The organism is Streptomyces sp. NPDC102259 (genome assembly GCF_044766465.1).
Classification (GTDB): Bacteria; Actinomycetota; Actinomycetes; order Streptomycetales; family Streptomycetaceae; genus Streptomyces.
This window is the reverse complement of record NZ_JBIWMA010000005.1, coordinates 194,593-217,567: the sequence shown is the minus strand read 5'-3', so window position 1 is coordinate 217,567 and position 22,975 is coordinate 194,593. Positions and strand designations below refer to the sequence as shown.

Sequence of the window (22,975 nt, the reverse complement as noted above, 5' to 3'; positions counted from 1 at the left end):
CCGGTGATCCGGCTTTTCCGGCCGTCACCTCGACAGAATCGGACCGGCCTTTCGGGGTCGGTCCGATCTGCGTTGTCGGGGCCTGGACGGGGGACCAACGACATGTTGACCGACGACATGTTGACCAAAGACATGTTCGGCATCGGGCGGCCGTTACGCCGGGCCCTCTCGCTGGGGCTGCCCACGGCCTGGGGGGCCCTGGCGATCGCCTACAAGCTGTTCTGCCCGCTGGCCCGACAGGACGGGCTCCTGGCCAGGATCGTCACCAGTGCCGTCTTCTTCGCCGTCGGCACCGGGCTGGTCCTCCACATGCGGCAGGCCCTGGTGCGTGAGCTGAAGCAGGCGCGGCGGGTGGCCGGGGCCGCGCAGAGCGTGCTGTTGCGTCCGCCGCCGCCGCGCGTCGCGGGGCTGAACGCGGCGGCCGCCCAGCTCTCCGCGGACCGGGGCGCGAGCGTGGGCGGCGACCTGTACGAGGTGATCGCCACCGAGCACGGTGTGCGGGTCGTGATGGGCGACGTCCGCGGGCACGGGCTCCCCGCGCTCGGCACCGTCGCCGCCCTCCTAGGCAGCTTCCGCGAGGCGGCCCACGACGAGCCCGACCTCGGCCGTGTCCTGCGCCGCCTGGAGCGTGCCCTGGAGCGGCATCTGCGCGAACGGGCCCGGGACACCGCCGACGCCACGGTGACGGAGGAGTTCGTCACCGTGCTGGTGCTGGAGATCCGGGAGGACGGCGAGCTGCACGTCCTGAACTGCGGGCATCCGTGGCCGTATCTGCTGAGCGGCACGAGCGTGCGGCCGTCGTCGCGGGCGGACCCGCTGCCGCCCCTCGGCCCGTTCCCCCTGCCGGCGGAGTTGCCCGCCACGCCCTGCGGGCGGTTGCTCCGTGGCGAGTCCCTCGTCCTCTTCACGGACGGCGCGGAGGACGCGAGGGACGCCCGGGGCAGGTTCTTCTCGTTGCCGGAGGCGCTCATCAAAGCGGCGCACGATCATCCCGTCTCCCCCCAGCAGATCCTCCGCACGATCCTGGCCGCACTCCTGCGCCACACGGCCGGCAGACCCACGGACGACATCGCCCTGCTGGCACTGGAGAACGACCGCGCGTCCAGCCCCTGGGGGGCGCGGGGAACCGCGCGACCAGCCACGACACACCCGCAGCCGACAACGCGCCGATAGTCCGCCCGACCCGCGGACCGCACCGCACCGCCGGGCCGTCGCTTTATGAGGGGGGAGCCGACGGCCCGGCGAACCTCTTGCGAGGCGTTCCAGTCAACCGACCGGGAACGCTCCGCGACAGCGCGCGCACCCTGCGAATGCGCGTACTCCGTTCACACCCCGTGTGAGATCACACCCCGTGTGAGAGCGGACCCACTACTCTGACGGCACCGAGGCACCGGGGGGCACCCATGCAGCCCAACACTCTGCTCGACGCGATCCTGGACGAGGCGGGCGTCTCGCACGCGGGCCTCGCCGCCCACGTCAACCAGGCCGGACGGGCTCGCGGACTCGCGCTGCGGTACGAGCACACGGCGGTGGCCCGGTGGCTGAAGGGCCAACGGCCGCGGGGCCAGGTACCCGACCTGATCTGCGAGGTGCTCGCCGGGCGGCTGCACCGGCCGGTCACCCTGGACGACATCGGCCTCGGCGTGCCGGGCGAACCGGCCGGCCCGCACGGCACCTCGCTCTCCGGCTTCGTCGAGCGGGCCACCGCCCTGTGGCGCTCCGACGAGCAGCAGCGCCCGCACCTCCTGGGGGCGCCCGCCGTCACCGGCACGCCGGCCGTGATGCCGGTGTGGGAGTGGGAGAACCCGCCGGAGGACGTCGACGTCTCCCGGGGCGGCCGGCATCGTGTCACCTCGGCCGACCTCGAGATGCTGCGGGCCGCCCGCGCCCACTACGAGCAGATGTACCGCAAGGCGGGCGGCATCGCGACCCGCAGCCGTATCGTCGGCTTCCTCAACGCGGAGGCGGCGCCCCTGCTGCGCGGCGGCTACACCGACGAGACGGGTCGTCAACTGCACCGGGCCACCGGCGGGTTGGTCGCGGTCGCCGGGATCTGCGCCTACGACTCGGACGCGCACGGTCTCGCCCAGCGCTACTTCCACCAGGCGCTGCGACTGGCAAAGGCCAGTGGGGACCGGGGACTCGGGGCGTACGTGATAGCCCTCCTCGTCAACCAGTCGCTGTTCATGCGGGAGTACCGGCAGGCCGTCGCCTTCGCGGAGGCCGCGCTGCGGGCGGCGGGCCGGCACATCACGCCCGCCCTCGCCTCCGACCTGTACGCGATGCAGGCCAAGGCGTACGCCCATCTCGGCGACGGCACGAGCGCCCTGTCGTGCATCCGGCGTGCGGAGACCGCCGCCGATCACATCCGGCGCGGACACGAGCCCGACGAGACCGGCTATGTCCAACCGGGCCTGGTCAACGTCCAGGTGGCGGAGGCGCTGCTCAGCCTCGGCGACCTCACCGCCGCCGCCGAGCACGCCGCGGCCGCCGTCGACACCCCGGCGCACGACCGGGGGCGGGTGCACCGGCTCGCCATGCTCAGCACGATCGAACTCCGTCAGGGCAACACCGACAAGGCGGTGGTCACCGCGGTGCAGATGGCCGAACAGGCCCGGGGAATGGAGTCCCAGCGCCTGCGCGACAGACTCCGGGCGGTGCGCGAGCATCTGGTGCGCAGTGGCTGCGCGGGCACGGCCGAGGCCGCCGAACTCATCGACGGGGCACTGCGCGTACCGCTGTAGGCGGGGCGCAGCGGGGTATCCGACCGGCATCCGACCACCGACACCGACCTCTGCACTGTCACCTACACCGTCACGACACCTGCACGGGCGCCGACACCGGCAGCTTCGCCGACGCTGCATAGTTCCTGCTGCGATATTGCCACTCACTCGACGGAAGGTGGCAGAACCGTGCAGTGGACGAAACAGAACGAACAAACTGTGTATGAAAACCGCTGGTTCAGCGTCAACCTGGCAGATGTGGAGCTGCCGGACGGCCGACACCTCGACCACTTCCTCATACGGCTGAGGCCGGTGGCGGTCGCGACGGTCGTGAACCGGGCCAACGAGGTTCTCCTGCTGTGGCGCCACCGCTTCATCACCGACAGCTGGGGATGGGAACTCGCGGCGGGCGTCGTGGAGGACGGCGAGGACATCGCCCGCGCGGCCGCCAGGGAGCTCGAGGAGGAGACCGGCTGGCGGCCGGGGCCGCTGCACCACCTGATGAGCGTGGAGCCGTCCAACGGGCTCACCGACGCCGTCCATCACATCTACTGGTCGGACCACGGCGAGTACGTGGGACACCCGGTGGACGACTTCGAGTCGGACCGCCGGGAATGGGTTCCCCTCAAGGTCGTTCCCGACCTGGTCGCCCGGGGGGAGGTCCCGGCCGCCAACATGGCGGCCGCGTTGATGCTGCTGCACCACCTCAGGCTCGCCGAGGGCTAGCGGAGGCTCAGTGGGCCAGCGCCTGCCAGACCGTGGCGACCAGTGCTCCCAGGGCCGTGAGCGCCGCGAGCGAGGGCAGCGGCCAGCGTGCGTGTTCCAGCGAGATCATGCGGGTGTTCAGCGCGTCCAGTTCCTTGGCGGTCTCCTCGGTGCGGTGGGACAGCAGGGCGAGTCCGCCCTCGACGCGGGCGTAGGCCACATCGAGCCGGCGACGTAACTCCGCGACTTCTCCATGAACGACGGGATGCTCGGGGTCGGCGGTCACGTGTCCGCTCCTTTCCGTAGTCGTCTCACATCCCTTGCATGCGCATGATGAGTGAACTCGCCTGGTGGGCCGGTGAGGAGAGTGTGCGCGAGGCATATGCGGACCCGCGACGCACACGGCGTGTGAATGCCGCGGGCCCGGCGCTCCGAGGAACGCCGGGCCCGTGCGGAACACGGTGGGTGATCAGTAGGCGTAGAAGCCCGAGCCGGTCTTGCGGCCCAGCCGGCCCGCGTCCACCATGCGCTGGAGCAGCGGGGGAGCGGCGTACAGCGGCTCCTTGTACTCGTCGTACATGCTCTGCGCCACCGAGGCGACGGTGTCCAGGCCGATCAGGTCGGACAGCTTCAGCGGGCCCATCGGGTGGGCGCAGCCCATCTCCATGCCGTTGTCGATGTCCTCGCGGCTGGCGATGCCCGTCTCGAACATCCGGATCGCGGAGAGCAGGTAGGGGATCAGCAGCGCGTTGACGACGAAACCGGACCGGTCCTGGGCGCGGATCGCGTGCTTGCCCAGCACCTTCTCGGCGAACAGCTGGGCCCGGCTGAGCGTGCCCTCGGAGGTGGTCAGCGCCGGGATCAGCTCGACGAGCTGCTGCACCGGAGCCGGGTTGAAGAAGTGGATGCCGACGACGTGGTCGGGCCGCGAGGTGGCGACCGCCAGCTTCACCAGCGGGATGGAGGAGGTGTTGGAGGCGAGGATCGCGTCCGGACGGGTCACGACCTGGTCGAGGACCTGGAAGATCTCGGTCTTGACCTGCTCGTTCTCGACCACGGCCTCGATGACCAGGTCACGGTCGGCGAACTCGCCGAGATCGGTGGTGAAGCTGAGGCGCGCGAGGGTGGCGTCCCGCTCCTCCTCGGAGATCTTGCCGCGCTCGGCGGCCTTGGCCAGGGAGTTCAACAGCCGGGTACGGCCGATCTCCAGGGCTTCGCCGGTGGTCTCGGCGACCTTCACGTCGAGACCGGCGCGGGCGCAGACCTCTGCGATGCCCGCTCCCATCTGGCCGCAGCCCACCACTCCGACCCGTGAGAGATCTCCCGCTGGGGTGCCCGTCACATCAGTCCCTTTCGCCGCGCTGACTCAGATGGCAGGGGCAGGTCGGCCGGGTTCCGGTCGCCCTGCTCCGATCGTGCACGTTACTAGCAAGTATCGATGATCGATCGTCGGGGTGGAGGCATGCTGGAGCGCGAAACGATCCGTGACCGAGCGGATCCGCAGAGTGTGTGGGGATGTGTGCGATGGGGCGACTGACCCGGCGGGCGTTCGCGCTGGCAGCGCTGTCGACGTTCACCACGACGGGCGCGGCGGCCGCTCCCGTGGGGGAACGGCGGGCGGCGACCGAGATGCGGGGGATGTGGCTGGCGACCGTCGGCAACCGCGACTGGCCGTCCCGCTCCGGCCTGACCGCCGCCGCGCAGCGCGCCGAACTGATCGCCATGCTCGACCTGGCGGTGAGCCGGCGGCTCAACACGGTGATCTTCCAGGTGCGGCCCACGGCGGACGCGCTGTGGCCCTCCCCGTACGAGCCGTGGTCGCAGGTGCTCACCGGCACCCAGGGCAGGTCACCGGGCTGGGACCCGCTGGGCACGGCCGTCACGGAGGCGCACGCGCGGGGCCTGCAGCTGCACGCCTGGTTCAACCCCTACCGGGTCGCGACCCACGACGACCCCTCGAGGCTCGTCGCCTCCCACCCGGCGCGCAGGCATCCGAAGTGGGTGATCTCGTTCGGCGGGAAGCTCTACTACAACCCCGGACTGCCCGAGGTCCGCGCCTTCGTCCAGGACGCCATCCTCGACGCCGTGAAGAAGTACCCCCTGGACGCCGTGCACTTCGACGACTACTTCTATCCGTACCCGGTGGCCGGCCAGACCTTCGACGACGGGGCCGCGTACGACACCTACGGCGGCGCCTTCCCCAGCCGGGCGGCCTGGCGGCGCGACAACGTCGACCGGCTGGTGCTGGAGACGGCCGCCCGGATCAAGGAGGTACGGCCCGGCACCCAGTTCGGTATCAGCCCCTTCGGGGTGTGGCGCAACGCCTCCACCGACTCGCGCGGCTCGGACACCCGGGCGCTCCAGTCGTACGACGACATCCACGCGGACACCCGGAAGTGGGTGCGGGAGGGCTGGATCGACTACGTCGTCCCGCAGCTCTACTGGAACATCGGGCTGTCGGTCGCCGACTACGCCAAGCTCGTGCCCTGGTGGGCGGAGGTGGCGAAGGGCAGCCGCACCCGCCTCTATCTCGGCGAGGCCCTGTACCGGGCGGGCGACCCGGCGCAGCCCGCGGCCTGGCAGAACCCGGCCGAGCTGTCGGACCATCTGGATCTGGCCGCCGCTCACCCCCAGGTGCGCGGGCATGTCTTCTTCGCCGCCAAGGACGTGCGGACGGACCGGATCGGGGCGATGGCGCGGGTGGTCGCCGACCACTACCGGCAGCCGGCGGAGCCCCCGCGCTGATCTACCGCTGTTCCTCGGTGGTCCTGTGACGGATCTCGGTGTCGGGGCCGGGCGAGCACACGCCCACATGCCCGTCCGTGAAGCGGACGCGGTACGGGGGATTTCCTCCCTGGCCCATGACTTCGACGATCTCGCCGACCTTGTCGTGCTGGCCGACCACCCTGCCGTGCTGGACGAACTGGTCGCCCTTGGTTGCGCGCATCTGCGAGGCCTCCTCACCGGGTGCGACGGTACGTCTGCCGTGACTAGCCGCGCGCCCGCTGTGTGACGGCGATGCAGACGAGCACGGCGGCGGCCGTCAGCGGAGCGGCGGGCGTGAGGTGCTCGCCCAGCAGCAGCACCGACCACACCAGTGTGAGCAGGGGTTGGGCCAACTGCAACTGGCTGGCCTTCGGAATGCCGATGATCGCCATGCCCCGGTACCAGACGACCAGGCCGAGGAACTGCGAGCCCGCCGCGACCCACAGCAGTCCGGCCACGCTGTGCGCGGTCAGCTGCGCGGGTTCATGGGTCAGGGCGAGCGCGGCGCCGGGCACGGTGAGCGGCAGGCAGAACACCAGCGCCCAGCCGATGACCTGCCAGCCCGGCATGACCCGGGCCAGCCGGCCGCCCTCGGTGTAGCCGGCCGCGCACACCAGCAGCGCCCCGAACAGATACAGATCGGCGGTGGTCAGGGCCCCGCCGCTCTGCTGCACGGTGAACGCCACCACGGCCGCGGCACCCGCCAGCGCGGCCGCCCAGAAGGTGCGGGAGGGGCGGGTCCCCATGCGCAGGGCGGACAGCAGCGCCGTCGTCAGCGGAAGCAGGCCGACCACGACGGCGGCGTGCGCGGTGGTGGACGTCCGCAGGGCGAGCGTGGTGAGCAGCGGGAAGCCGACGACGACCCCGGCGGCCACGACGGCGAGTCCCGCCCAGTGCCGCCGGGCGGGCGGCGGGACGCGCAGGGCCAGCAGACACCCGCCCGCGATCAGCGCGGCCAGGACGCTGCGCACGGCGACCAGCGACCAGGGGCCGAACCCCTCCAGACCCCAGGCGGTCGCGGGGAAGGTCAGGGAGAAGGCGACGACACCGAGGGCGGCCAGGAGGGTACCGAAGCTACTCGCCTGCGGGGCGCCGGCGAGGCGGTCGGCCCGTGAGTTGGCCGGTGTGTCGGCCGGTGGCTCGGCCCGTGTGCCGGGCTGTGCGTCGACCGGGGTGCTGACCGCTATCGCCTGCCGCTCGGTAGCGCTACTCTGTGTCTTCATGCAAGAGCGTAGCAGTGTGGGTGAACTGGCGGATCGGCTGCGGCAAGAGCTCGACCGCTACTCTCCCGGTGGAAAGCTCCCGTCGAGCCGCGCCCTGGTCGAACGGTTCAGGGTGAGCCCGGTGACCGTCTCGCGGGCTCTCGCGCAGCTGGCCGCCGAGGGGCTGGTGGTCACCCGGCCCGGCGCGGGCGCCTTCCGGGCCCGACCGGCGCGGGCGAGCGCCGCCCCCGCTGGCGACACCTCCTGGCAGGAGGTCGCGCTGAGCGCGGACGGCGCCGCCGACCTCGTCCCGCGCTCGGTGGACGCCTCCGGCGTCACCGTGTCGCTGGCCGCGCCGCCACCCGGCGTGATCGAGTTCAACGGCGGCTATCTGCACCCCTCGTTGCAGCCGGAACGGGCGATGGCCGCCGCCCTGGCCCGGGCCGGGCGGCGGCCGGGCGCATGGGGCAGGCCGCCCATGGAGGGCCTGCCCGAGCTGCGCGAGTGGTTCGCGCGGACCATCGGCGGGTCCGTCACCGCGGCCGAGGTGCTGGTCAGCGCGGGAGGCCAGACGTCACTCACCACCGCCCTGCGAGCCCTCGCGCCGCCCGGAGCGCCGGTGCTCGTCGAGTCGCCCACCTACCCGGGCATGCTCGCCATCGCCAGGGCGGCGGGGCTGCGCCCCGTGCCGGTCCCGGTCGACCCGGACGGGGTCAGGCCCGAGCTGCTCGCCGACGCCTTCCGGGCGACCGGCGCCCGGGTCTTCGTCTGCCAGCCGCTGTTCCAGAACCCGACCGGCGCCGTCCTCGCCCCCGACCGGCGCGCGCAGGTGCTGCGCATCGCGCGGGAGGCGGGCGCGTTCGTCGTCGAGGACGACTTCGTGCGGCGGCTCGCGCACGAGGACGCCGGGCAGCTGCCGCGCCCGCTCATCGCCGACGATCCCGACGGCGTCGTCGTGCACGTCGGCTCGCTGACCAAGGCGACCTCGCCGAGCTTCCGGGTCAGCGCGCTGGCCGCCCGTGGCCCGGTCCTGGAACGGCTGCGCGCCATTCAGGTCGTCGACACCTTCTTCGTGCCCCGCCCGCTCCAGGAGGCGGCCCTCGAACTCGTCGGCTCGCCCGCCTGGCCGCGTCATCTGCGTTCCATCGCCGCCGAGTTGAGGGTCAGGCGGGACGCGATGACCTCCGCGCTGCGGCTGCGGCTGCCCGAACTGGCCCTCCCGCACATCCCGTCCGGGGGCTACCACCTGTGGCTGCGGCTGCCCGACGGCGGCGACGAGAGCGCGTTCACGGCGGCCGCCCTGCGCGCGGGCGTCGCCCTCACCCCGGGCCGCCCGTACTTCAGTGCCGAACCCCCGGCCGCCCAGGTGCGGTTGAGTTTCGCGGCCGTCGCCGGGACGGAGGAGATCGCGGAGGGGGTGCGGCGGCTTCGGGCGGCGTGCGACGAGGTGTTCCCCGGAAAGCGTTCGACATGACGATCGCCGCACTGTGAGGATCCGGCCATGACTGCCATGGATGCCATGAACGCCGTTCCGCCCCTCGCCGAGGGCTATGAGATCTCCGCCGACTCCGCCCGCATCGACGTCGATCGTGTGCACCGCTGGCTGTCCACGGACGCGTACTGGGCGCTCGGACGTGAGCGGGAGAGGCAGGAGCGGGCGATCGCCGGGTCGCTGAACTTCGGCGTCTACGACACCGCGTCGGGGGAGCAGGTCGCCTACGCGCGGGTCGTGACCGACCTCGCGGAGTTCGCGTGGCTGTGCGACGTGTACGTGGACCCGGCGGCGCGCGGCAAGGGTCTCGGGACGGCTCTCGTCGCCGCCGTCCGCGACCACCTGCGGGCGCACGGGCTGCGCCGCATCCTGCTGGCCACGCACGACGCGCACGGGGTCTACCGGCAGGTCGGCTTCGAGGCGCTGGAGAAGCCGGACCAGTGGATGGCGCTGATCTTCGCGAAGCCCGCGCCGGCGTGAACGGGCTGGGGTGAAGCGGGCCGGAACGAGCGGTCGGAGTGAGCCGAGCCGCGTGCGCGGGGCGGCGCGATGGGACGGCGTGATCCGGACACCGTGTGGGGGACACGGTTTTCTGGCGACTTGTCCGGCAGGTCCACACCCGTCGGTAGGTTTTCTTCCAGCCGTCGGCCAACACCCCTTGACCTGCGCAGTTACGCGGCTCACCATCACCGCATGCCACTTCGGGTCACGTTCGTCGCCGCCGCTCGCAGCTCCGCGCTGCTCGCGGAACGCTTCGAGGACGACCGGCCGCTGGACCAGGACGGCTGGGGTGAGGTGCTGCAGGTGGCCGACGCCCTGCTGCCGCTCGCGGCGGCCGAGCTGCGCTACTGCTCACCGACTCCGCGCAGCCGCGCCACCGGGGACGCGCTCGGTTACGCCCCGCTGGTGCAGCTCGCCCTGCGGGACTGCGACATGGGCCGCTGGCGCGGTTTCACGCTGGGCGAGGCGATGGCCCGCGAGCCGGAGGCCGTGGACGCCTGGCTCTCCGACCCGCTCGCCACCCCGCACGGCGGCGAGTCGCTGTTCGCGTTCATCACCAGGGTCGCCGGCTGGCTCGACACCCGGCCGGTGGGCGACGGTGGCCGCATCGTCGCCGTCGCCGAGCCGAGCGTGATCCGCGCGGCCCTGGTGTACGCGTTGAAGGCGCCGCCCGCGACGTACTGGAACATCGATGTGCGTCCGCTGTCGACGACCACGGTCACCGGCCGGGCCGGTCGCTGGAACCTCCGCATCGAAGGGGCCTCGGCTCAGCCCACCCGCGCGTAGTCGGTGGTGAGCGACAGGTCCTTGGCGGGGCCCGCCACACGCCAGACCGTCCGCCAGTGGTCCGCGTCCCGGACGGTGAACTCGCCCCGGTAGAGGTCGGCGGAGCAGGGGTGGTCGGCGATGTGCCGCCCGGTCCTCAGGTCCAGATCGTGGAAGGGGCGGTCGTCGGCGAACCGTACGTCCGCCGTGCCGGGCGTCGACCCCGGCAGAAAGCGCAGGGTGCGCTCGGCGGGCCGGGGGACCCCGAGCCAGACGAACGTGCCGGACTCCTCGTGCAGCAGCCCGCCCTCGTCCAGGGCGCCGAACACCGTGACGCCCGTGAAGCGGCCCTCGGCGCCGCTCGCCCGGTCCCGTACCGACCGGGTCACCCGCCAGCTGCCCAGGAGGTAGGCCAGGGCGTCCGGCACTGGCCGGAACTCATCCATGCGTTCCTCGCTTCCGACACTTTCGCTGCTGCACGCCCCATTGACGCGTCCCGGCCCCCTCCCTATCTTGCCGTTCGAAGTGCTGATCATCGTCTGATATTTCGAACAACTCGCCTTACCGAGCCGCGGAGTATTCATGTCACGCAGCACCACCCGCACCCGCTGGAGACTGGGCCTCACGACCACCGCCCTCCTGACGGCCACCGCCCTCGTCCCCCTCCCGGCGCACGCCGAGTCCGTGACCGACTACGCCATCACCGTCGATCCCACCGCCAAGGGCGCGAAGATCGACGACACGATGTACGGGGTCTTCTTCGAGGACATCAACCGGGCGGCCGACGGCGGCCTGTACGCCGAACTCGTGCAGAACCGGTCCTTCGAGTACTCCACCGTCGACAACCGGTCGTACACCCCGCTGACCTCCTGGACGGTCGACGGCACCGCGCAGGTCCTGAACGACGCCGGCCGACTCAACCAGCGCAACCGGGACTACCTGTCGCTGGCCGCCGGTTCCTCCGTGACCAACACCGGCTACAACACCGGCGTCCGGGTCGAGCAGGGCAAGAAGTACGACTTCTCCGTGTGGGTCCGCGCCGAGAGCGGCAGCACGCTCACCGTGAGCCTTCAGGACGCCGACGGCGCGCTGGCGACCGCCCGCAAGGTCGCCGTGCGCACGGGCGGCTGGGTCCAGTACCGGGCGACCTTCACCGGCGCCCGCACCAGCAGTGCCGGCCGTCTGTCGGTGGCCTCCTCGGCCGCGGTCGCCCTCGACATGGTGTCCCTGTTCCCCCGTGACACGTACAAGAACGAGCCCAACGGTCTGCGCAAGGACCTCGCCGAGAAGATCGCCGCCCTGGATCCGGGCTTCGTGCGCTTCCCCGGCGGATGTCTGGTCAACACCGGCTCCATGCAGGACTACAGCGAGGCCTCCGACTGGCAGCGCGCCCGTTCCTACCAGTGGAAGGACACCGTCGGGCCCGTCGAGGAGCGCGCCACCAACTCCAACTTCTGGGGTTACAACCAGAGTTACGGCCTCGGCTACTACGAGTACTTCCGCTTCGCCGAGGACGTCGGGGCGATGCCGCTGCCCGTCGTGCCGGCCCTGGTGACCGGCTGCGGCCAGAACAAGGCGGTCGTCGACGACGCGCTCCTGAAGCGCCACATCCAGGACACCCTGGACCTCATCGAGTTCGCCAACGGCCCGGTCACCTCCACCTGGGGCAAGAAGCGCGCGCAGATGGGCCACCCCAAGCCCTTCCACCTCACCCACCTCGAGGTCGGAAACGAGGAGAACCTGCCCGTCGAGTTCTTCGCCCGCTTCGAGCAGTTCCGCACCGCGATCGAGGCGAAGTACCCGGACGTCACCCTGATCTCCAACTCCGGTCCCGACGACGCGGGTTCGACCTTCGACGCGGCCTGGCAGCTCAACCGGGACGCGGACGTCGCGATGGTCGACGAGCACTACTACAACAGCCCGCAGTGGTTCCTCCAGAACAACGACCGCTACGACACCTACGACCGCGGCGGTCCCAAGGTCTTCCTCGGCGAGTACGCCTCCTGGGGCAACGCCTTCAAGAACGGCCTCGCCGAGGCGGCCTTCATGACCGGCCTGGAACGCAACGCGGACGTCGTGAAGCTCGCCTCCTACGCGCCGCTGTTCGCGAACGAGGACTATGTGCAGTGGAGTCCGGACATGGTGTGGTTCAACAACCACGCCTCCTGGAACTCGGCCAACTACGAGGTCCAGAAGCTGTTCATGACGAACGTGGGTGACCGGGTGGTGCCGTCCACGGCTACCGGGACCCCGTCCCTCCAGGGCCCCATCACCGGCGCCGTCGGACTGTCCACCTGGGCCACCGGCGCGGCGTACGACGACGTGAAGGTGACCGGCGCGGCCGGCGAAACGCTGCTGAGCGACGACTTCTCCGGCGACGCCTCGCAGTGGACGCACACGGGCGGCGGCAGCTGGGCGCTCCAGGACGGGCAGTACGTGCAGACCGACACCGCCGCCGAGAACACCATGGTCTCGGCGGGCGACGCCGGCTGGCACGACTACGACCTGCACGTGAAGGCCACCAAGAAGTCCGGCAAGGAGGGCTTCCTCGTCGCCTTCGGCGTCAAGGACACCGGCAACTACTACTGGTGGAACCTCGGCGGCTGGAACAACACCCAGTCCGCCGTCGAGCAGGCCGTGGACGGCGGCAAGTCGACGCTGATCTCCAAGGCCGGATCCGTCGAGACGGGCCGCGCCTACGACATCGACGTCAAGGTGCGGGGCCGCCAGGTCACCCTCTACCTCGACGGTCAGGAGTGGGGCGGCTTCACCGACGACAAGCCGGCCGAGCCGTTCCGCCAGGTCGTCACCAAGGACAAGAAGACCGGCGACCTGATCGTCAAGGTCGTCAACGCCCAGTCCACTGAGGCCCGTACCGCGATCGACCTCGGTGGCGCCGAGGTCGCGTCCAAGGCGAAGGTGACCACGCTGTCCGCCGCACCGGACGCGGTCAACACGGAGGCCGGGACCTTGGTCGCGCCGGTGACCTCCACCTTCACCGGGGTGGCGGGCGAGTTCACCTACACCTTCCCGGCGAACTCGATCACCTTCCTGCGGATCAGGCAGCGGTAGCGGATCCGGCGGGCGTGGGCGTCCTCGGCCCACGCCCGCCGGGCGTCCACTGCCTCTCAGAAACCCTTGCGCCGGAACCAGCCGCGCCTGGCCGGCGGCAGATGGGGCGGCGACTGCGGGGCGGCCGGTCCGCCGAAGGGCGGCAGGGCCTTGAAACGGTCGTCGAAGGTGATCGTGGGCGTGATCCGGCGCAGGGCGGCCCGTACGAGCGTGAGCGGATGGTCGGGGAACTCCGCGTCCCACCGCTCGTCGTCGCCGACGTGGCACGGCAGCCCGCCCGGCTGTCCGCCCGTCTGTGGGCCCGGTCGCCCGCCCGCGTAGGGGTGGGGCCGGAAGTACTCGGCCGGGCCCACCCGCGCCATGATCATGGCCTCCCGCATCCCGGTCGTGGCGCCCTCGGCGGCCTGCACCTTCACGACCGTGCTGGACTGGGCCCTGGGCGCGGTCCAGGAGCCGAGGAACGCCTGCCCGGGTCGGCTGCCCAGCGGCATCTTGACCAGCTGGCGGACCGCCGGGACGCCGTCCACGGAGCCGGGCGCCGCCTCGATCAGCCCGCCCCCGGCCCCGGTCACGAGCTGCGCGAGTCCGGCCCCGAGGCGCTCCGGCTCGTGCAGCGGGGCCGGCAGGTCCGGGATCAGCGAGAAGAAGTGGACCGACAGGACGAGTCCCGCCGCGTCGGTCCACACCCCCGGTTCACGCTCGGTGAAGCCGGTCAGGTCCAGGCTGGATATCGGGGTCATGGCGATCACCGGGTCGAGGTTACGCAGGCCCACGGCCTGGGCAAAGATCGCTCCGGGCCCCGCCTCGGGGAGATTGCATAAACGTGCAGCGAAACGTATAGTCATGCCATCCAGGAGGAGGAGTCATGGTGGTACGTGCGGCGGTGGCCGGAGCGAGCGGGTATGCGGGCGGAGAGCTGCTGCGCCTGCTCCTCACGCACCCCGAGGTCGAGATCGGCGCCCTGACCGGCAATTCCAACGCGGGCCAGCGCCTGGGCGCGCTCCAGCCGCACCTGCTGCCGCTGGCCGACCGGGTCCTCCAGGAGACCACCCCCGAGGTCCTCGCCGGACACGACGTCGTCTTCCTCGCCCTGCCGCACGGCCAGTCCGCCGCCGTCGCCGAGCAGCTCGGTCCGGAGGTCCTCGTCGTCGACATGGGCGCCGACTTCCGGCTGACGGACGCGGGTGACTGGGAGCGGTTCTACGGCTCCGCGCACGCCGGGACCTGGCCCTACGGCCTCCCCGAGCTGCCGGGCGGCCGCGCGGCGCTCGCGGGGTCCAGGCGCATCGCGGTCCCGGGCTGCTATCCCACGGCCGTCTCGCTCGCGCTCTTCCCGGCCTACGCGGCGGGCCTGGCCGAGCAGGAGGCCGTGATCGTCGCCGCCTCCGGCACCTCCGGCGCCGGCAAGTCGCCCAAGACGCACCTGCTGGGCTCCGAGGTCATGGGCTCGGTCTCCCCGTACGGTGTCGGCGGCGGCCACCGGCACACGCCCGAGATCATCCAGAACCTGAGCGCGGCGGCGGGGGAGCCGGTCGCCGTCTCCTTCACTCCCACCCTCGTGCCGATGTCCCGCGGCATCCTCGCCACGTGCAGCGCCAAGGCGAAGCCCGGCGTCACCGCCGACTCCGTCCGCGCCGCCTACGAGAAGGCCTTCGCCGACGAGCCCTTCGTGTACCTGCTTCCCGAGGGGCAGTGGCCCGCCACGGCGTCCGTCCACGGTTCCAACGCCGTTCAGGTGCAGGTCGCGTACGACGCCGCCGTGGACCGGATCATCGCCATCAGCGCCATCGACAACCTGACCAAGGGCACCGCCGGCGGCGCCCTCCAGAGCATGAACATCGCCCTCGGGCTCGACGAGACCACCGGGCTTTCCACGATCGGAGTCGCACCGTGAGCGTCACGGCAGCCAAGGGATTCACGGCGGCGGGCATCGCCGCCGGGATCAAACAGAACGGCAACCCGGACCTGGCCCTCGTGGTCAACAACGGGCCCCGTCTGTCCGCCGCGGGCGTCTTCACCTCCAACCGCGTGAAGGCCGCGCCGGTGCTGTGGTCCGAGCAGGTCCTCAAGAGCGGCCAGGTGTCCGCCGTGATCCTCAACTCCGGCGGCGCCAACGCCTGTACGGGGCCGAAGGGCTTCCAGGACACCCACGCGACCGCAGAGAAGGTCGCCGAGGTGCTGGGCGTGGGCGCGGCCGAGGTCGCCGTCGCCTCCACCGGCCTCATCGGCGTCCTGCTCCCGATGGAGAAGCTGCTGCCGGGCGTCGAGACCGCCGCCGGTCAACTCTCGGAGCACGGCGGCGAGAAGGCCGCCATCGCCATCAAGACCACCGACACCGTCCACAAGACGTCCGTCGTCACCGAGGGAGGCTGGACGGTCGGCGGCATGGCCAAGGGCGCGGGCATGCTCGCCCCCGGTCTCGCCACCATGCTGGTCGTCCTCACCACCGACGCCGACCTCGACAGCGAGACCCTGGACAAGGCGCTGCGCGCCGCCACCAGGGTGACCTTCGACCGCGTCGACTCCGACGGCTGCATGTCGACCAACGACACCGTGCTGCTGCTCGCCTCCGGCGCGTCCGGGGTCACCCCGGCGTACGAGGAGTTCGCCGCCGCCGTGCGGACCGTCTGCGACGACCTCGGCCAGCAGCTGATCCGGGACGCCGAAGGCGCGAGCAAGGACATCAAGGTGGAGGTCGTCAACGCGGCGAGCGAGGACGACGCCGTCGAGGTGGGCCGCTCCATCGCCCGCAACAACCTCCTCAAGTGCGCGATCCACGGCGAGGACCCCAACTGGGGCCGGGTGCTGTCCGCGATCGGCACGACCGGGGCCGTCTTCGAGGCCGACCGGCTCAACGTCGCCATCAACGGCGTCTGGGTCTGCAAGAACGGAGGCGTAGGGGAGGACCGCGAGAAGGTGGACATGCGCTACCGCGAGGTGCACATCGTCGCCGACCTCGCCGCCGGCTCCGAGACGGCCACCATCTGGACCAACGACCTCACCGCCGACTACGTCCACGAGAACAGCGCGTACTCGTCATGAGCACTACTCGCAAGCACACCGCGCTGCCCAAGGCCCAGATCCTCATCGAGGCGCTGCCCTGGCTGACCCGGCACAACGGCAGGACGGTCGTCATCAAGTTCGGCGGCAACGCCATGATCGACGAGGACCTGAAGGCCGCCTTCGCCCAGGACGTCGTCTTCCTGCGGCACGCCGGTCTCCATGTCGTCGTCGTGCACGGCGGCGGCCCGCAGATCAGCGCCGCCCTCGACAAGCACGGCATCGTCAGCGAGTTCAAGGCAGGCCTGCGGGTCACCACCGAGGACGCCATGGACGTCGTACGGATGGTGCTCGCCGGGCAGGTCCAGCGCGAACTGGTCGGGCTGCTGAACCAACACGGGCCGCTCGCCGTCGGGTTGACCGGCGAGGACGCGCACACCATCACCGCCACCAAGCACCAGCCCGAGATCGACGGCGAGTTGGTCGACATCGGGCGGGTCGGCGAGATCACCGCGATCGACACGGGCGCCATCGAGGCGCTGCTCGCCGACGGCCGCATCCCGGTCGTCTCGTCGATCGCCCGCTCCCAGGACGACGGACATGTCTACAACGTCAATGCTGATACGGCGGCTGCGGCACTCGCTGCGGCACTTGGCGCCGAAACCCTCATGGTCCTCACGGACGTCGAGGGCCTCTACGAGGACTGGCCCAACAGCGACGAGGTGATCAGCCGCCTCACCGCTTCCCAACTCGAGAAGCTGCTGCCGGAGTTGAGCTCCGGGATGGTCCCGAAGATGGAGGGCTGTCTGCACGCCGTCCGCAACGGCGTGAACACCGCCCGCGTCATCGACGGGCGGGTCCAGCACTCGATCCTGCTGGAGATCTTCACCGACGAGGGCATCGGCACGATGGTCGTGCCCGACGACAAGCCGCACGCAGAGCCGCACGCAGAGCCGCACGCACAGCCGGGCGCACAGGGGGAGCCGTCATGAGCAACGAGGAACTGACCGCGCGGTGGCAGGGCGCGCTCATGAACAACTACGGCACCCCGCTGCTGCCCCTGGTGCGCGGCGCGGGCAGCCGGGTCTGGGACGCCGACGGCAAGGAGTACCTCGACTTCGTCGGCGGCATCGCGGTCAACGCGCTCGGCCACGCCCACCCGGCCGTCGTCGAGGCCGTGAGCCGGCAGATCGGCTCCCTCGGCCACATCTCCAACTTCTTCATGGCCGAGCCGACCGTCACGCTCGCCGAACGGCTGCTCCAGCGGTTCGGCCGGGACGGCAGGGTCTTCTTCTGCAACTCGGGCGCCGAGGCCAACGAGGCCGCCTTCAAGATCGGCCGGCTGACCGGGCGCACCCACGTCGTCGCCACCGAGGGCGCCTTCCACGGCCGGACCATGGGCGCGCTCGCGCTCACCGGCCAGCCCGGCAAGCGGGACCCGTTCCTGCCGCTGCCCGGCCACGTCACCCATGTGCCGTTCGGCGACGCGCAGGCGCTGGCCGCCGCGGTCACCGAGGAGACGGCGCTCGTCGTCCTCGAACCGATCCAGGGCGAACTGGGCGTCGTGGTGCCGCCGGCCGGCTATCTCAAGGCCGCCCGCGCGATCACCGCCGCGACCGGCGCGCTGCTGGTCCTCGACGAGGTGCAGACCGGCGTCGGCCGGACCGGACACTGGTTCGAGTACCAGGCCCACGAGGGCGTCCTGCCGGACGTCGTGACGCTGGCCAAGGGCCTCGGCGGCGGGCTGCCGCTGGGCGCGACCATCGCCTTCGGGCGGGCCGCGGAGCTGCTGCGGCCCGGCCACCACGGCACCACGTTCGGCGGCAACCCCGTCGCCTGCGCCGCCGGACTCGCCGTTCTCGACACCATCGAGAACGAGGGGTTGCTGGAGAACGTCAAGCGGCAGAGCGAGAAGTTGCGGACCGGGATCGAGGGTGCGGGCCACTCGTTGATCGATTATGTCCGGGGAGCGGGCCTGCTCCTGGGTATCGTGCTCACCGAGCCCCGCGCGCCCCAGGTGCGGGCGGCGGCTCAGGAGGCCGGATTCCTGGTGAACGTGCCCGCCCCCGACGTCGTCCGGCTGATGCCGCCGCTGAACCTCGGCGACGACGAGGTGGAGGCGTTCCTCCGGGCACTGCCCGGCATCCTCGACGCAGCCGCGAGCGGGGAGTGACGATCCGGAGAACCGGAGAATGAGACGACGATGAGTCAGGCGCAGGACCATGAGCAGCCGGGCGCGGGCGGGCCCGCCGTGCCGCAGACCCGCACCGCGCGTCACCGCCGGATCGTGGACATCCTCAACCGGCAACCGGTGCGGTCGCAGAGCCAGTTGGCGAAGCTGCTGGCCGACGACGGGCTGAGCGTCACCCAGGCGACGCTGTCGCGGGACCTGGACGAGCTGAACGCGGTCAAGATCCGCAACAACGACGGCGACCTGATCTACGCGGTGCCCAGCGAGGGCGGTTTCCGGACCCCTCGGGCACCGCTGGGGGAGTCGGCGAAGGAGGAGCGGATGCGGCGGCTCTCGCAGGAGCTGCTGATCTCCGCGGAGGCGTCCGCCAACCTCGTGGTGCTGCGCACCCCGCCGGGTGCGGCCCAGTTCCTCGCCTCGGCGATCGACCAGGCCGAGCTGCAGGACATCCTCGGGACCATCGCGGGCGACGACACGTTGCTGTTGATCAGCCGCGAGCCGACGGGCGGGCAGGCGCTGGCCGATCACCTGCTGCGACTCGCCCAGAACGGTCACTGATCGTTCACGGCAGCGGTTTCTCCGGGATGTTCGCCGACCGCGGGGGAGTGGGGACCGGTCGCGCCCACGCGGCGGAGCCGCATGGCGACACGGCCCGCACCCCTGCGCAAGCGCCGTCGCCCGAGCGGCTCGGTCACCCACGCCGCCCAGCCGCCCTCACCCACCGCAACCCACCACCGCCGCCCACCCCCCCGTGCGGCCTGTACCTACCCGAGCGGGCCGTGGCCACCGGTACGGCCGGTACCAACCCGTGCCGCCTGCGCCCTCCGGTACGGCCTGTCCCGACCCGTGCCGCCTGCGCCCTCCGGTGCGGCCTGAACCGACTCGTGCGGGCCGTGGCTAACGGTGCGGCCTGTACCAACCCGTGCGGCCTGTACCAACCCGTGCGGCCTGTACCAACCCGTGCGGCCTGTACCAACCCGTGCGGCCTGTCCCGACCCGTGCGGGCCGTGCCCACCCGTGCCGCCTGCGCCCGCGCGGGGCGCGGCGGCAGCGCGTCCGCGTGCCGGGTCGCGTCGCCCGGCCGCCCGCCCGCGCGCCGGTCGCGTCGCCCGCACCTCCCCGGCGGAGGGCCGCTGCTCAGCCGAGTCGGCCGGCCAGGCCCCCCGTGCAGCGCACCTCGTCGCCCGCCGTGATCAGCAGGGCTTCCACGTCCGGCAGGGACTCCAGCCAGCCCAGCGCCTCCCGCGATCCCATCGCGAACGCGGCTGTCGCCCAGCAGTCCGCCCAGGTCAGCTGGGGGGTCACCACCGTCACGGCGACCAGGTCGGTCACCGCGGAGCGGCCCGTTCGCGGGTCCACGATATGGGCGCCCCGCTCCGCCGTACCGGACGTCGCGACCGCCAGTTCGTCCGCTCCCGCCGCCGAGACCACCGCGGCGAGGCCGCCCGGGCGCAGCGGGTCCGACACGCCGACCCGCCACGGCCGCTCGGGCCCGGGGACACCCAGCAACTGCACGTCCCCGCCGCCGTTGACGCTCACCCCGCTCACGCCCGCCGCCGCGACCAGCCGGGCCGCGCGTTCGGCGGCCCAGCCCTTCACGATGCCGGTCGGGTCGAGCCGGCCCTGGTAGCGCATGCTGAACCAGCCGTCGCTCACCCGTTCCGCCTCGGCGCCCAGTTCCAGCACCTCCGCCACTTCCGGATCGCACTCCTCGACGGTCAGCTCACCGCGTACCAGCCGGGACACCTGGCTGTCCTCGCGGTAGGTGCTGAACACCTCGTTCACCCGGTGCAGCGAGGCGACCGCCTCCTCCAGCGCCGCCCGCACCGCCCCGGCCTCCCCGCCGCGCACGTCGAAGGAGAAGACGGTTCCCATGACCTCTTCCGCGTGACGCAGCACGGCGGGCGCCGCCGACTCGGCCACCGTGTCAGCCACCGGCCTGGTCCAGCGCCGACTGCAAGGACTTCTTGTAGCCCTCGCTGGTGAAGGTCGCGCTGGAGACGGTGTCGATGTCGGCGCTGCCGGCCGCGACCGCCGCCGCGTTGAGCTTGGGGACGGCGAGCGCGGTCTTCTGGTCGCTGGTTCCGCCCTTGGGGGCCTGGACGGCCTCCGCCTTGGTGATCTTGCCGTCGGCGACGGTGATCCGGACCTGGACCGCGCCGTACTGCGTCTGCGCGACGGCGCCGGTGACGGTCTTGGCCTGCGCGGCCCCCGAAGCGGCCCCCGCGTCGCCGGACCCGGACGACGAACCCGCCGTCGCCTTCGCCTTGTCCAGCGCCGACTGGAGGGACTTCTTGTAGCCCTCGCTCGTGTAGGTCGCGCTGGAGACGGTGTCGATGTCGGCGCTGCCGGCCGCGACCGCCGCCGCGTTGAGCTTGGGGACGGCGAGCGCGGTCTTCTGGTCGCTGGTTCCGCCCTTGGGGGCCTGGACGGCCTCCGCCTTGGTGATCTTGCCGTCGGCGACGGTGATCCGGACCTGGACCGCGCCGTACTGCGTCTGGGCCGCGTCCCCGGTGAAGGTGCCGGCCGCCTGCGCGCTGCCGGATCCCTGGGAGGACCCTGACCCGGCGCTCGCGTTCGCCTTGTCGATCGCCGACTGGAGGGACTTCTTGTAACCCTCGCTGGTGTACGTGGCGCCCGACACCGTGTCGATGTCCGGGCTCTGCTTGGCGACCACGTCGGCGTTGAGCTTGGGGACGGCGAGTGCCGTCTTCTGGTCGCTGGTGCCGCCCTTGGGGGCCTGCACCGCCTCGGACTTGGTGATCTTGTTGTTGACGACGGTGATCCGGACCTGCACAGCCCCGTACTGTGTCTGCGCCGCGTCACCGGTCATCGTCCCCGACACGACCGCCCCGGACCCGCCCTGCGCCGCTTCCTGCGCCGACGCGCCCGCACCGGCCGCCTGGGCCGCGCCCGGGTCGGCCGACGGCTTCAGCGACAGCAGCAGCACGATCCCGGACACGGTGGCGGCGGTGGCGAGTACGACGCGCCGAAGAGGGTGGCTCTTCCTCATCTCTTCCTGAGCTCCTGATTCCCGTTGGTGGCGAGGTTCCCGTGAGTACGGGTCGCTCACATCTCGAACGACTCGTGGTGGATGCGGCGGGCGGGGACCCCGGCGCCGCGCAGTGCCTCGTACACCCCTTGGGCGAAGCCGTTGGGTCCGCACATGAAGACGTCGTGACTGTCGATGTCGGGGATCTTCCGCTGGAGGGACTCCGCCGAGATGTCGGGGCGCTCCCCGTCGGGGCTGTTGACGGCGTACATCAGCCGCGCCCCACGCTCGTCGGCGATCTTCGCCAGCTCGTCCCACAGCGCCAGATCCTGGGTGCTGTTGGCCCGGTAGAGGAGGGTGATGTCACCGGCCCCGCCCGGCAGCGTCTCGAACAGCGCGCGCATGGGCGTGATGCCGACCCCGCCGGCCACCAGCAGCACCTTGCCGCGGCTGCGCCGGGACGCCGTCATCGCACCGTACGGACCCTCGGCCCACACCTTCGTGCCGGGCTGGAGCTCACGCAGTGCCGCGCTGTGGTCGCCGATCGCCTTGACGGTGATCCGCAGGAGGTCGGGGCGGGGGGCCGCCGACAGCGAGTACGGGTGGGAGCTGAACCGCATCCCCGGCGCCATGAACCGCCACCGGAAGAACTGCCCGGCCTCCGCGCCCATCCGGTGCAGCTTGCGCCCGCCGATCAGCACCGACACGATGCCCGGCGTCTCCTCGATGACCGCCTCGACGCGCAGCCGGTGCCGCAGGTTCAGCCGGACCGGAACGACGATGCGGTACCAGACGACCAGCGCGGTGACCGACCCGTACAGCCCGTACCAGACGGTCTTCGCCGTCGGCTCGATCGCGAAGTCGTTGCCGGAGGTGATCTGGTGCCAGAACGTCAGGAACACGGCCGCGTACGTCATCAGATGGATGTGGTACCAGGTGTCGTACGGCATCCGGCGGCGCACCGGGCCGATCGACACCAGCCCGATGAGCAGGAACAGACCGGTGCCGATCGCCGCCTTGCCCATGTCCGGAAGCTGGTTGATGGAGTCGATCGTCTGCTGGACGATGTCGCCCAGCGTCTTGCCGGCCTGGAGCGCGTATCCCCACATGATGAGGAACACATGCGCGAAGACCAGGCAGAGCGTGTACCGGCCGCTCATCGCGTGCCAGCGCGCCACCCGGTCCGAGCCCACCCGCCGCTCCAGCGCGGGCACCCGCGCCATCTGAAGCACCACGAGCGCCATCAGGTACCCGGCGAGCAGCCCGGTGATCCGTCCCGCGTTGAGGATCTTGCTGTTGTCGTCCGCGATGTTCGGCGTGTTGGCCCACCACAGCCACAGCACACCCGCCGCGCCCGCCCATACGGCGAGCAGCAACGGGACGGCCGGGGAGCGGCGCGGGCGGATGCGGCGCATCGTCTGGCGGCGGGCGGCACGGCCGCCGGCGATCGTCGTCGTCACTGTTCCTCCGTGGATACGGACCCTTGGCCCTCAGATACGGGCCACGGTCGCGGAGTGTTCAGCGCACCGCGGAGCCCGTCACCGGACGCGACCACCGGTGATCGTC

The 22,975-nt window shown here is 71.6% G+C and carries 22 protein-coding genes; 13 read left to right on the top strand and 9 right to left on the bottom strand.

All coding sequences use genetic code 11. The features are described from left to right. Nucleotides 1–117: 117 nt before the first annotated feature. The 3 genes from ACIRPU_RS15185 (at nucleotide 118) to ACIRPU_RS15175 (ending at nucleotide 3,449) form a co-directional block, all read left to right on the top strand. Entirely contained in the window at nucleotides 118–1,173 is a 1,056-nt protein-coding gene (locus tag ACIRPU_RS15185; protein WP_403866686.1) for a PP2C family protein-serine/threonine phosphatase, read from the top strand. A gap of 230 nt (nucleotides 1,174–1,403) precedes the next feature. Next, nucleotides 1,404–2,744, top strand: a complete 1,341-nt coding sequence (locus tag ACIRPU_RS15180) for a transcriptional regulator (RefSeq protein ID WP_403866683.1) — start codon at nucleotides 1,404–1,406, stop codon at nucleotides 2,742–2,744. 168 nt (nucleotides 2,745–2,912) lie between these two features. Beyond that, complete coding sequence (locus tag ACIRPU_RS15175; protein ID WP_355706537.1) at nucleotides 2,913–3,449, top strand: NUDIX hydrolase; 537 nt, start codon at nucleotides 2,913–2,915, stop codon at nucleotides 3,447–3,449. A gap of 7 nt (nucleotides 3,450–3,456) precedes the next feature. Here ACIRPU_RS15175 and ACIRPU_RS15170 read toward each other — a convergent pair whose 3' ends face one another. Together ACIRPU_RS15170 and ACIRPU_RS15165 are read right to left on the bottom strand one after the other, a co-directional pair. Then, nucleotides 3,457–3,714 carry a hypothetical protein gene (locus tag ACIRPU_RS15170; RefSeq protein WP_355706536.1) on the bottom strand — a complete coding sequence of 86 codons (258 nt, stop codon included), beginning with the start codon at nucleotides 3,712–3,714 and terminating at the stop codon, nucleotides 3,457–3,459. A 183-nt stretch (nucleotides 3,715–3,897) separates the two neighbouring features. Next, nucleotides 3,898–4,770: a 3-hydroxybutyryl-CoA dehydrogenase gene (locus ACIRPU_RS15165; RefSeq protein ID WP_307162312.1), complete on the bottom strand. Its 873-nt coding sequence runs from the start codon at nucleotides 4,768–4,770 to the stop codon at nucleotides 3,898–3,900. 182 nt (nucleotides 4,771–4,952) lie between these two features. On the opposite strand from ACIRPU_RS15165, the gene ACIRPU_RS15160 reads away from it, so the two are divergent. Further along, nucleotides 4,953–6,173 carry a glycoside hydrolase family 10 protein gene (locus tag ACIRPU_RS15160; RefSeq protein ID WP_403866678.1) on the top strand — a complete coding sequence of 407 codons (1,221 nt, stop codon included), beginning with the start codon at nucleotides 4,953–4,955 and terminating at the stop codon, nucleotides 6,171–6,173. Nucleotide 6,174: 1 nt separating this feature from the next. On the opposite strand, the gene ACIRPU_RS15155 is transcribed toward ACIRPU_RS15160, so the two are convergent. Beyond that, entirely contained in the window at nucleotides 6,175–6,375 is a 201-nt protein-coding gene (locus tag ACIRPU_RS15155) for a DUF1918 domain-containing protein (RefSeq protein ID WP_383478408.1), read from the bottom strand. Between the two features lie 43 nt (nucleotides 6,376–6,418). Next, nucleotides 6,419–7,417 carry a DMT family transporter gene (locus tag ACIRPU_RS15150; protein WP_403866675.1) on the bottom strand — a complete coding sequence of 333 codons (999 nt, stop codon included), beginning with the start codon at nucleotides 7,415–7,417 and terminating at the stop codon, nucleotides 6,419–6,421. Between ACIRPU_RS15150 and ACIRPU_RS15145 the strand changes: the two genes are divergently transcribed. The 3 genes from ACIRPU_RS15145 to ACIRPU_RS15135 all read left to right on the top strand — a co-directional run bounded on the left by ACIRPU_RS15145 (nucleotide 7,416) and on the right by ACIRPU_RS15135 (nucleotide 10,175). Continuing rightward, a complete protein-coding gene (locus tag ACIRPU_RS15145; RefSeq protein ID WP_403866672.1) occupies nucleotides 7,416–8,870 on the top strand; it encodes a PLP-dependent aminotransferase family protein in 1,455 nt (484 codons plus the stop codon). The two genes, ACIRPU_RS15150 and ACIRPU_RS15145, sit on opposite strands and share 2 nt — an antisense overlap. A 45-nt stretch (nucleotides 8,871–8,915) precedes the next feature. Then, nucleotides 8,916–9,368: a GNAT family N-acetyltransferase gene (locus ACIRPU_RS15140; protein WP_403867218.1), complete on the top strand. Its 453-nt coding sequence runs from the start codon at nucleotides 8,916–8,918 to the stop codon at nucleotides 9,366–9,368. Between the two features lie 213 nt (nucleotides 9,369–9,581). Next, nucleotides 9,582–10,175 (top strand): histidine phosphatase family protein, encoded by a 594-nt coding sequence (locus ACIRPU_RS15135; RefSeq protein WP_384125409.1) that lies wholly within the window; start codon nucleotides 9,582–9,584, stop codon nucleotides 10,173–10,175. Here the strand turns inward: ACIRPU_RS15135 and ACIRPU_RS15130 are convergent. Further along, nucleotides 10,157–10,600 carry a DUF6314 family protein gene (locus tag ACIRPU_RS15130; protein WP_403866669.1) on the bottom strand — a complete coding sequence of 148 codons (444 nt, stop codon included), beginning with the start codon at nucleotides 10,598–10,600 and terminating at the stop codon, nucleotides 10,157–10,159. The genes ACIRPU_RS15135 and ACIRPU_RS15130 overlap by 19 nt on opposite strands. 136 nt (nucleotides 10,601–10,736) lie before the next feature. On the opposite strand from ACIRPU_RS15130, the gene ACIRPU_RS15125 reads away from it, so the two are divergent. Continuing rightward, entirely contained in the window at nucleotides 10,737–13,226 is a 2,490-nt protein-coding gene (locus ACIRPU_RS15125; protein ID WP_403866666.1) for an alpha-L-arabinofuranosidase C-terminal domain-containing protein, read from the top strand. Between the two features lie 56 nt (nucleotides 13,227–13,282). On the opposite strand, the gene ACIRPU_RS15120 is transcribed toward ACIRPU_RS15125, so the two are convergent. After that, a complete protein-coding gene (locus ACIRPU_RS15120; protein WP_403867214.1) occupies nucleotides 13,283–13,966 on the bottom strand; it encodes a hypothetical protein in 684 nt (227 codons plus the stop codon). A 125-nt stretch (nucleotides 13,967–14,091) separates the two neighbouring features. On the opposite strand from ACIRPU_RS15120, the gene argC reads away from it, so the two are divergent. The 5 genes from argC to ACIRPU_RS15095 are packed head-to-tail and all read left to right on the top strand — an operon-like array spanning nucleotide 14,092 to nucleotide 18,975. After that, nucleotides 14,092–15,120: an N-acetyl-gamma-glutamyl-phosphate reductase gene (argC, locus tag ACIRPU_RS15115; protein ID WP_403866663.1), complete on the top strand. Its 1,029-nt coding sequence runs from the start codon at nucleotides 14,092–14,094 to the stop codon at nucleotides 15,118–15,120. Next, nucleotides 15,117–16,268, top strand: a complete 1,152-nt coding sequence (gene argJ, locus ACIRPU_RS15110; RefSeq protein WP_403866660.1) for a bifunctional glutamate N-acetyltransferase/amino-acid acetyltransferase ArgJ — start codon at nucleotides 15,117–15,119, stop codon at nucleotides 16,266–16,268. Before argC ends, argJ begins: the two co-directional genes overlap by 4 nt. Further along, complete coding sequence (argB, locus tag ACIRPU_RS15105) at nucleotides 16,265–17,218, top strand: acetylglutamate kinase (protein WP_403866657.1); 954 nt, start codon at nucleotides 16,265–16,267, stop codon at nucleotides 17,216–17,218. Before argJ ends, argB begins: the two co-directional genes overlap by 4 nt. After that, complete coding sequence (locus ACIRPU_RS15100) at nucleotides 17,215–18,399, top strand: acetylornithine transaminase (RefSeq protein ID WP_403866654.1); 1,185 nt, start codon at nucleotides 17,215–17,217, stop codon at nucleotides 18,397–18,399. The genes argB and ACIRPU_RS15100 overlap by 4 nt, the downstream gene beginning before the upstream one ends. A gap of 30 nt (nucleotides 18,400–18,429) precedes the next feature. Then, nucleotides 18,430–18,975 carry an arginine repressor gene (locus ACIRPU_RS15095; protein ID WP_355706524.1) on the top strand — a complete coding sequence of 182 codons (546 nt, stop codon included), beginning with the start codon at nucleotides 18,430–18,432 and terminating at the stop codon, nucleotides 18,973–18,975. 579 nt (nucleotides 18,976–19,554) lie between these two features. Here ACIRPU_RS15095 and ACIRPU_RS15090 read toward each other — a convergent pair. The 3 genes from ACIRPU_RS15090 to ACIRPU_RS15080 are packed head-to-tail and all read right to left on the bottom strand — an operon-like array spanning nucleotide 19,555 to nucleotide 22,869. Next, on the bottom strand, nucleotides 19,555–20,292 hold the full coding sequence (locus ACIRPU_RS15090; RefSeq protein ID WP_403867211.1) for an FAD:protein FMN transferase: 738 nt from the start codon (nucleotides 20,290–20,292) through the stop codon (nucleotides 19,555–19,557). Between the two features lie 52 nt (nucleotides 20,293–20,344). Next, on the bottom strand, nucleotides 20,345–21,430 hold the full coding sequence (locus ACIRPU_RS15085) for an FMN-binding protein (protein WP_403866651.1): 1,086 nt from the start codon (nucleotides 21,428–21,430) through the stop codon (nucleotides 20,345–20,347). A 56-nt stretch (nucleotides 21,431–21,486) separates the two neighbouring features. Next, nucleotides 21,487–22,869: a ferric reductase-like transmembrane domain-containing protein gene (locus ACIRPU_RS15080; protein ID WP_403866648.1), complete on the bottom strand. Its 1,383-nt coding sequence runs from the start codon at nucleotides 22,867–22,869 to the stop codon at nucleotides 21,487–21,489. Nucleotides 22,870–22,975 lie beyond the last annotated feature (106 nt).

Bases quoted from the DNA above. Each gene is read 5' to 3' on its own strand.
- ACIRPU_RS15150 (WP_403866675.1), bottom strand. From the start codon at position 7,417: ATGAAGACACAGAGTAGCGCTACCGAGCGGCAGGCGATAGCGGTCAGC.
- ACIRPU_RS15125 (WP_403866666.1), top strand. From the start codon at position 10,737: ATGTCACGCAGCACCACCCGCACCCGCTGGAGACTGGGCCTCACGACC.
- ACIRPU_RS15180 (WP_403866683.1), top strand. From the start codon at position 1,404: ATGCAGCCCAACACTCTGCTCGACGCGATCCTGGACGAGGCGGGCGTC.
- ACIRPU_RS15145 (WP_403866672.1), top strand. From the start codon at position 7,416: ATGCAAGAGCGTAGCAGTGTGGGTGAACTGGCGGATCGGCTGCGGCAA.
- ACIRPU_RS15090 (WP_403867211.1), bottom strand. From the start codon at position 20,292: ATGGGAACCGTCTTCTCCTTCGACGTGCGCGGCGGGGAGGCCGGGGCG.
- ACIRPU_RS15135 (WP_384125409.1), top strand. From the start codon at position 9,582: ATGCCACTTCGGGTCACGTTCGTCGCCGCCGCTCGCAGCTCCGCGCTG.
- ACIRPU_RS15160 (WP_403866678.1), top strand. From the start codon at position 4,953: ATGGGGCGACTGACCCGGCGGGCGTTCGCGCTGGCAGCGCTGTCGACG.
- ACIRPU_RS15095 (WP_355706524.1), top strand. From the start codon at position 18,430: ATGAGTCAGGCGCAGGACCATGAGCAGCCGGGCGCGGGCGGGCCCGCC.
- argC (WP_403866663.1), top strand. From the start codon at position 14,092: ATGGTGGTACGTGCGGCGGTGGCCGGAGCGAGCGGGTATGCGGGCGGA.
- ACIRPU_RS15155 (WP_383478408.1), bottom strand. From the start codon at position 6,375: ATGCGCGCAACCAAGGGCGACCAGTTCGTCCAGCACGGCAGGGTGGTC.
- ACIRPU_RS15140 (WP_403867218.1), top strand. From the start codon at position 8,916: ATGAACGCCGTTCCGCCCCTCGCCGAGGGCTATGAGATCTCCGCCGAC.
- ACIRPU_RS15120 (WP_403867214.1), bottom strand. From the start codon at position 13,966: ATGACCCCGATATCCAGCCTGGACCTGACCGGCTTCACCGAGCGTGAA.
- ACIRPU_RS15085 (WP_403866651.1), bottom strand. From the start codon at position 21,430: ATGAGGAAGAGCCACCCTCTTCGGCGCGTCGTACTCGCCACCGCCGCC.
- ACIRPU_RS15100 (WP_403866654.1), top strand. From the start codon at position 17,215: ATGAGCAACGAGGAACTGACCGCGCGGTGGCAGGGCGCGCTCATGAAC.
- argB (WP_403866657.1), top strand. From the start codon at position 16,265: ATGAGCACTACTCGCAAGCACACCGCGCTGCCCAAGGCCCAGATCCTC.
- ACIRPU_RS15130 (WP_403866669.1), bottom strand. From the start codon at position 10,600: ATGGATGAGTTCCGGCCAGTGCCGGACGCCCTGGCCTACCTCCTGGGC.
- ACIRPU_RS15185 (WP_403866686.1), top strand. From the start codon at position 118: ATGTTGACCAAAGACATGTTCGGCATCGGGCGGCCGTTACGCCGGGCC.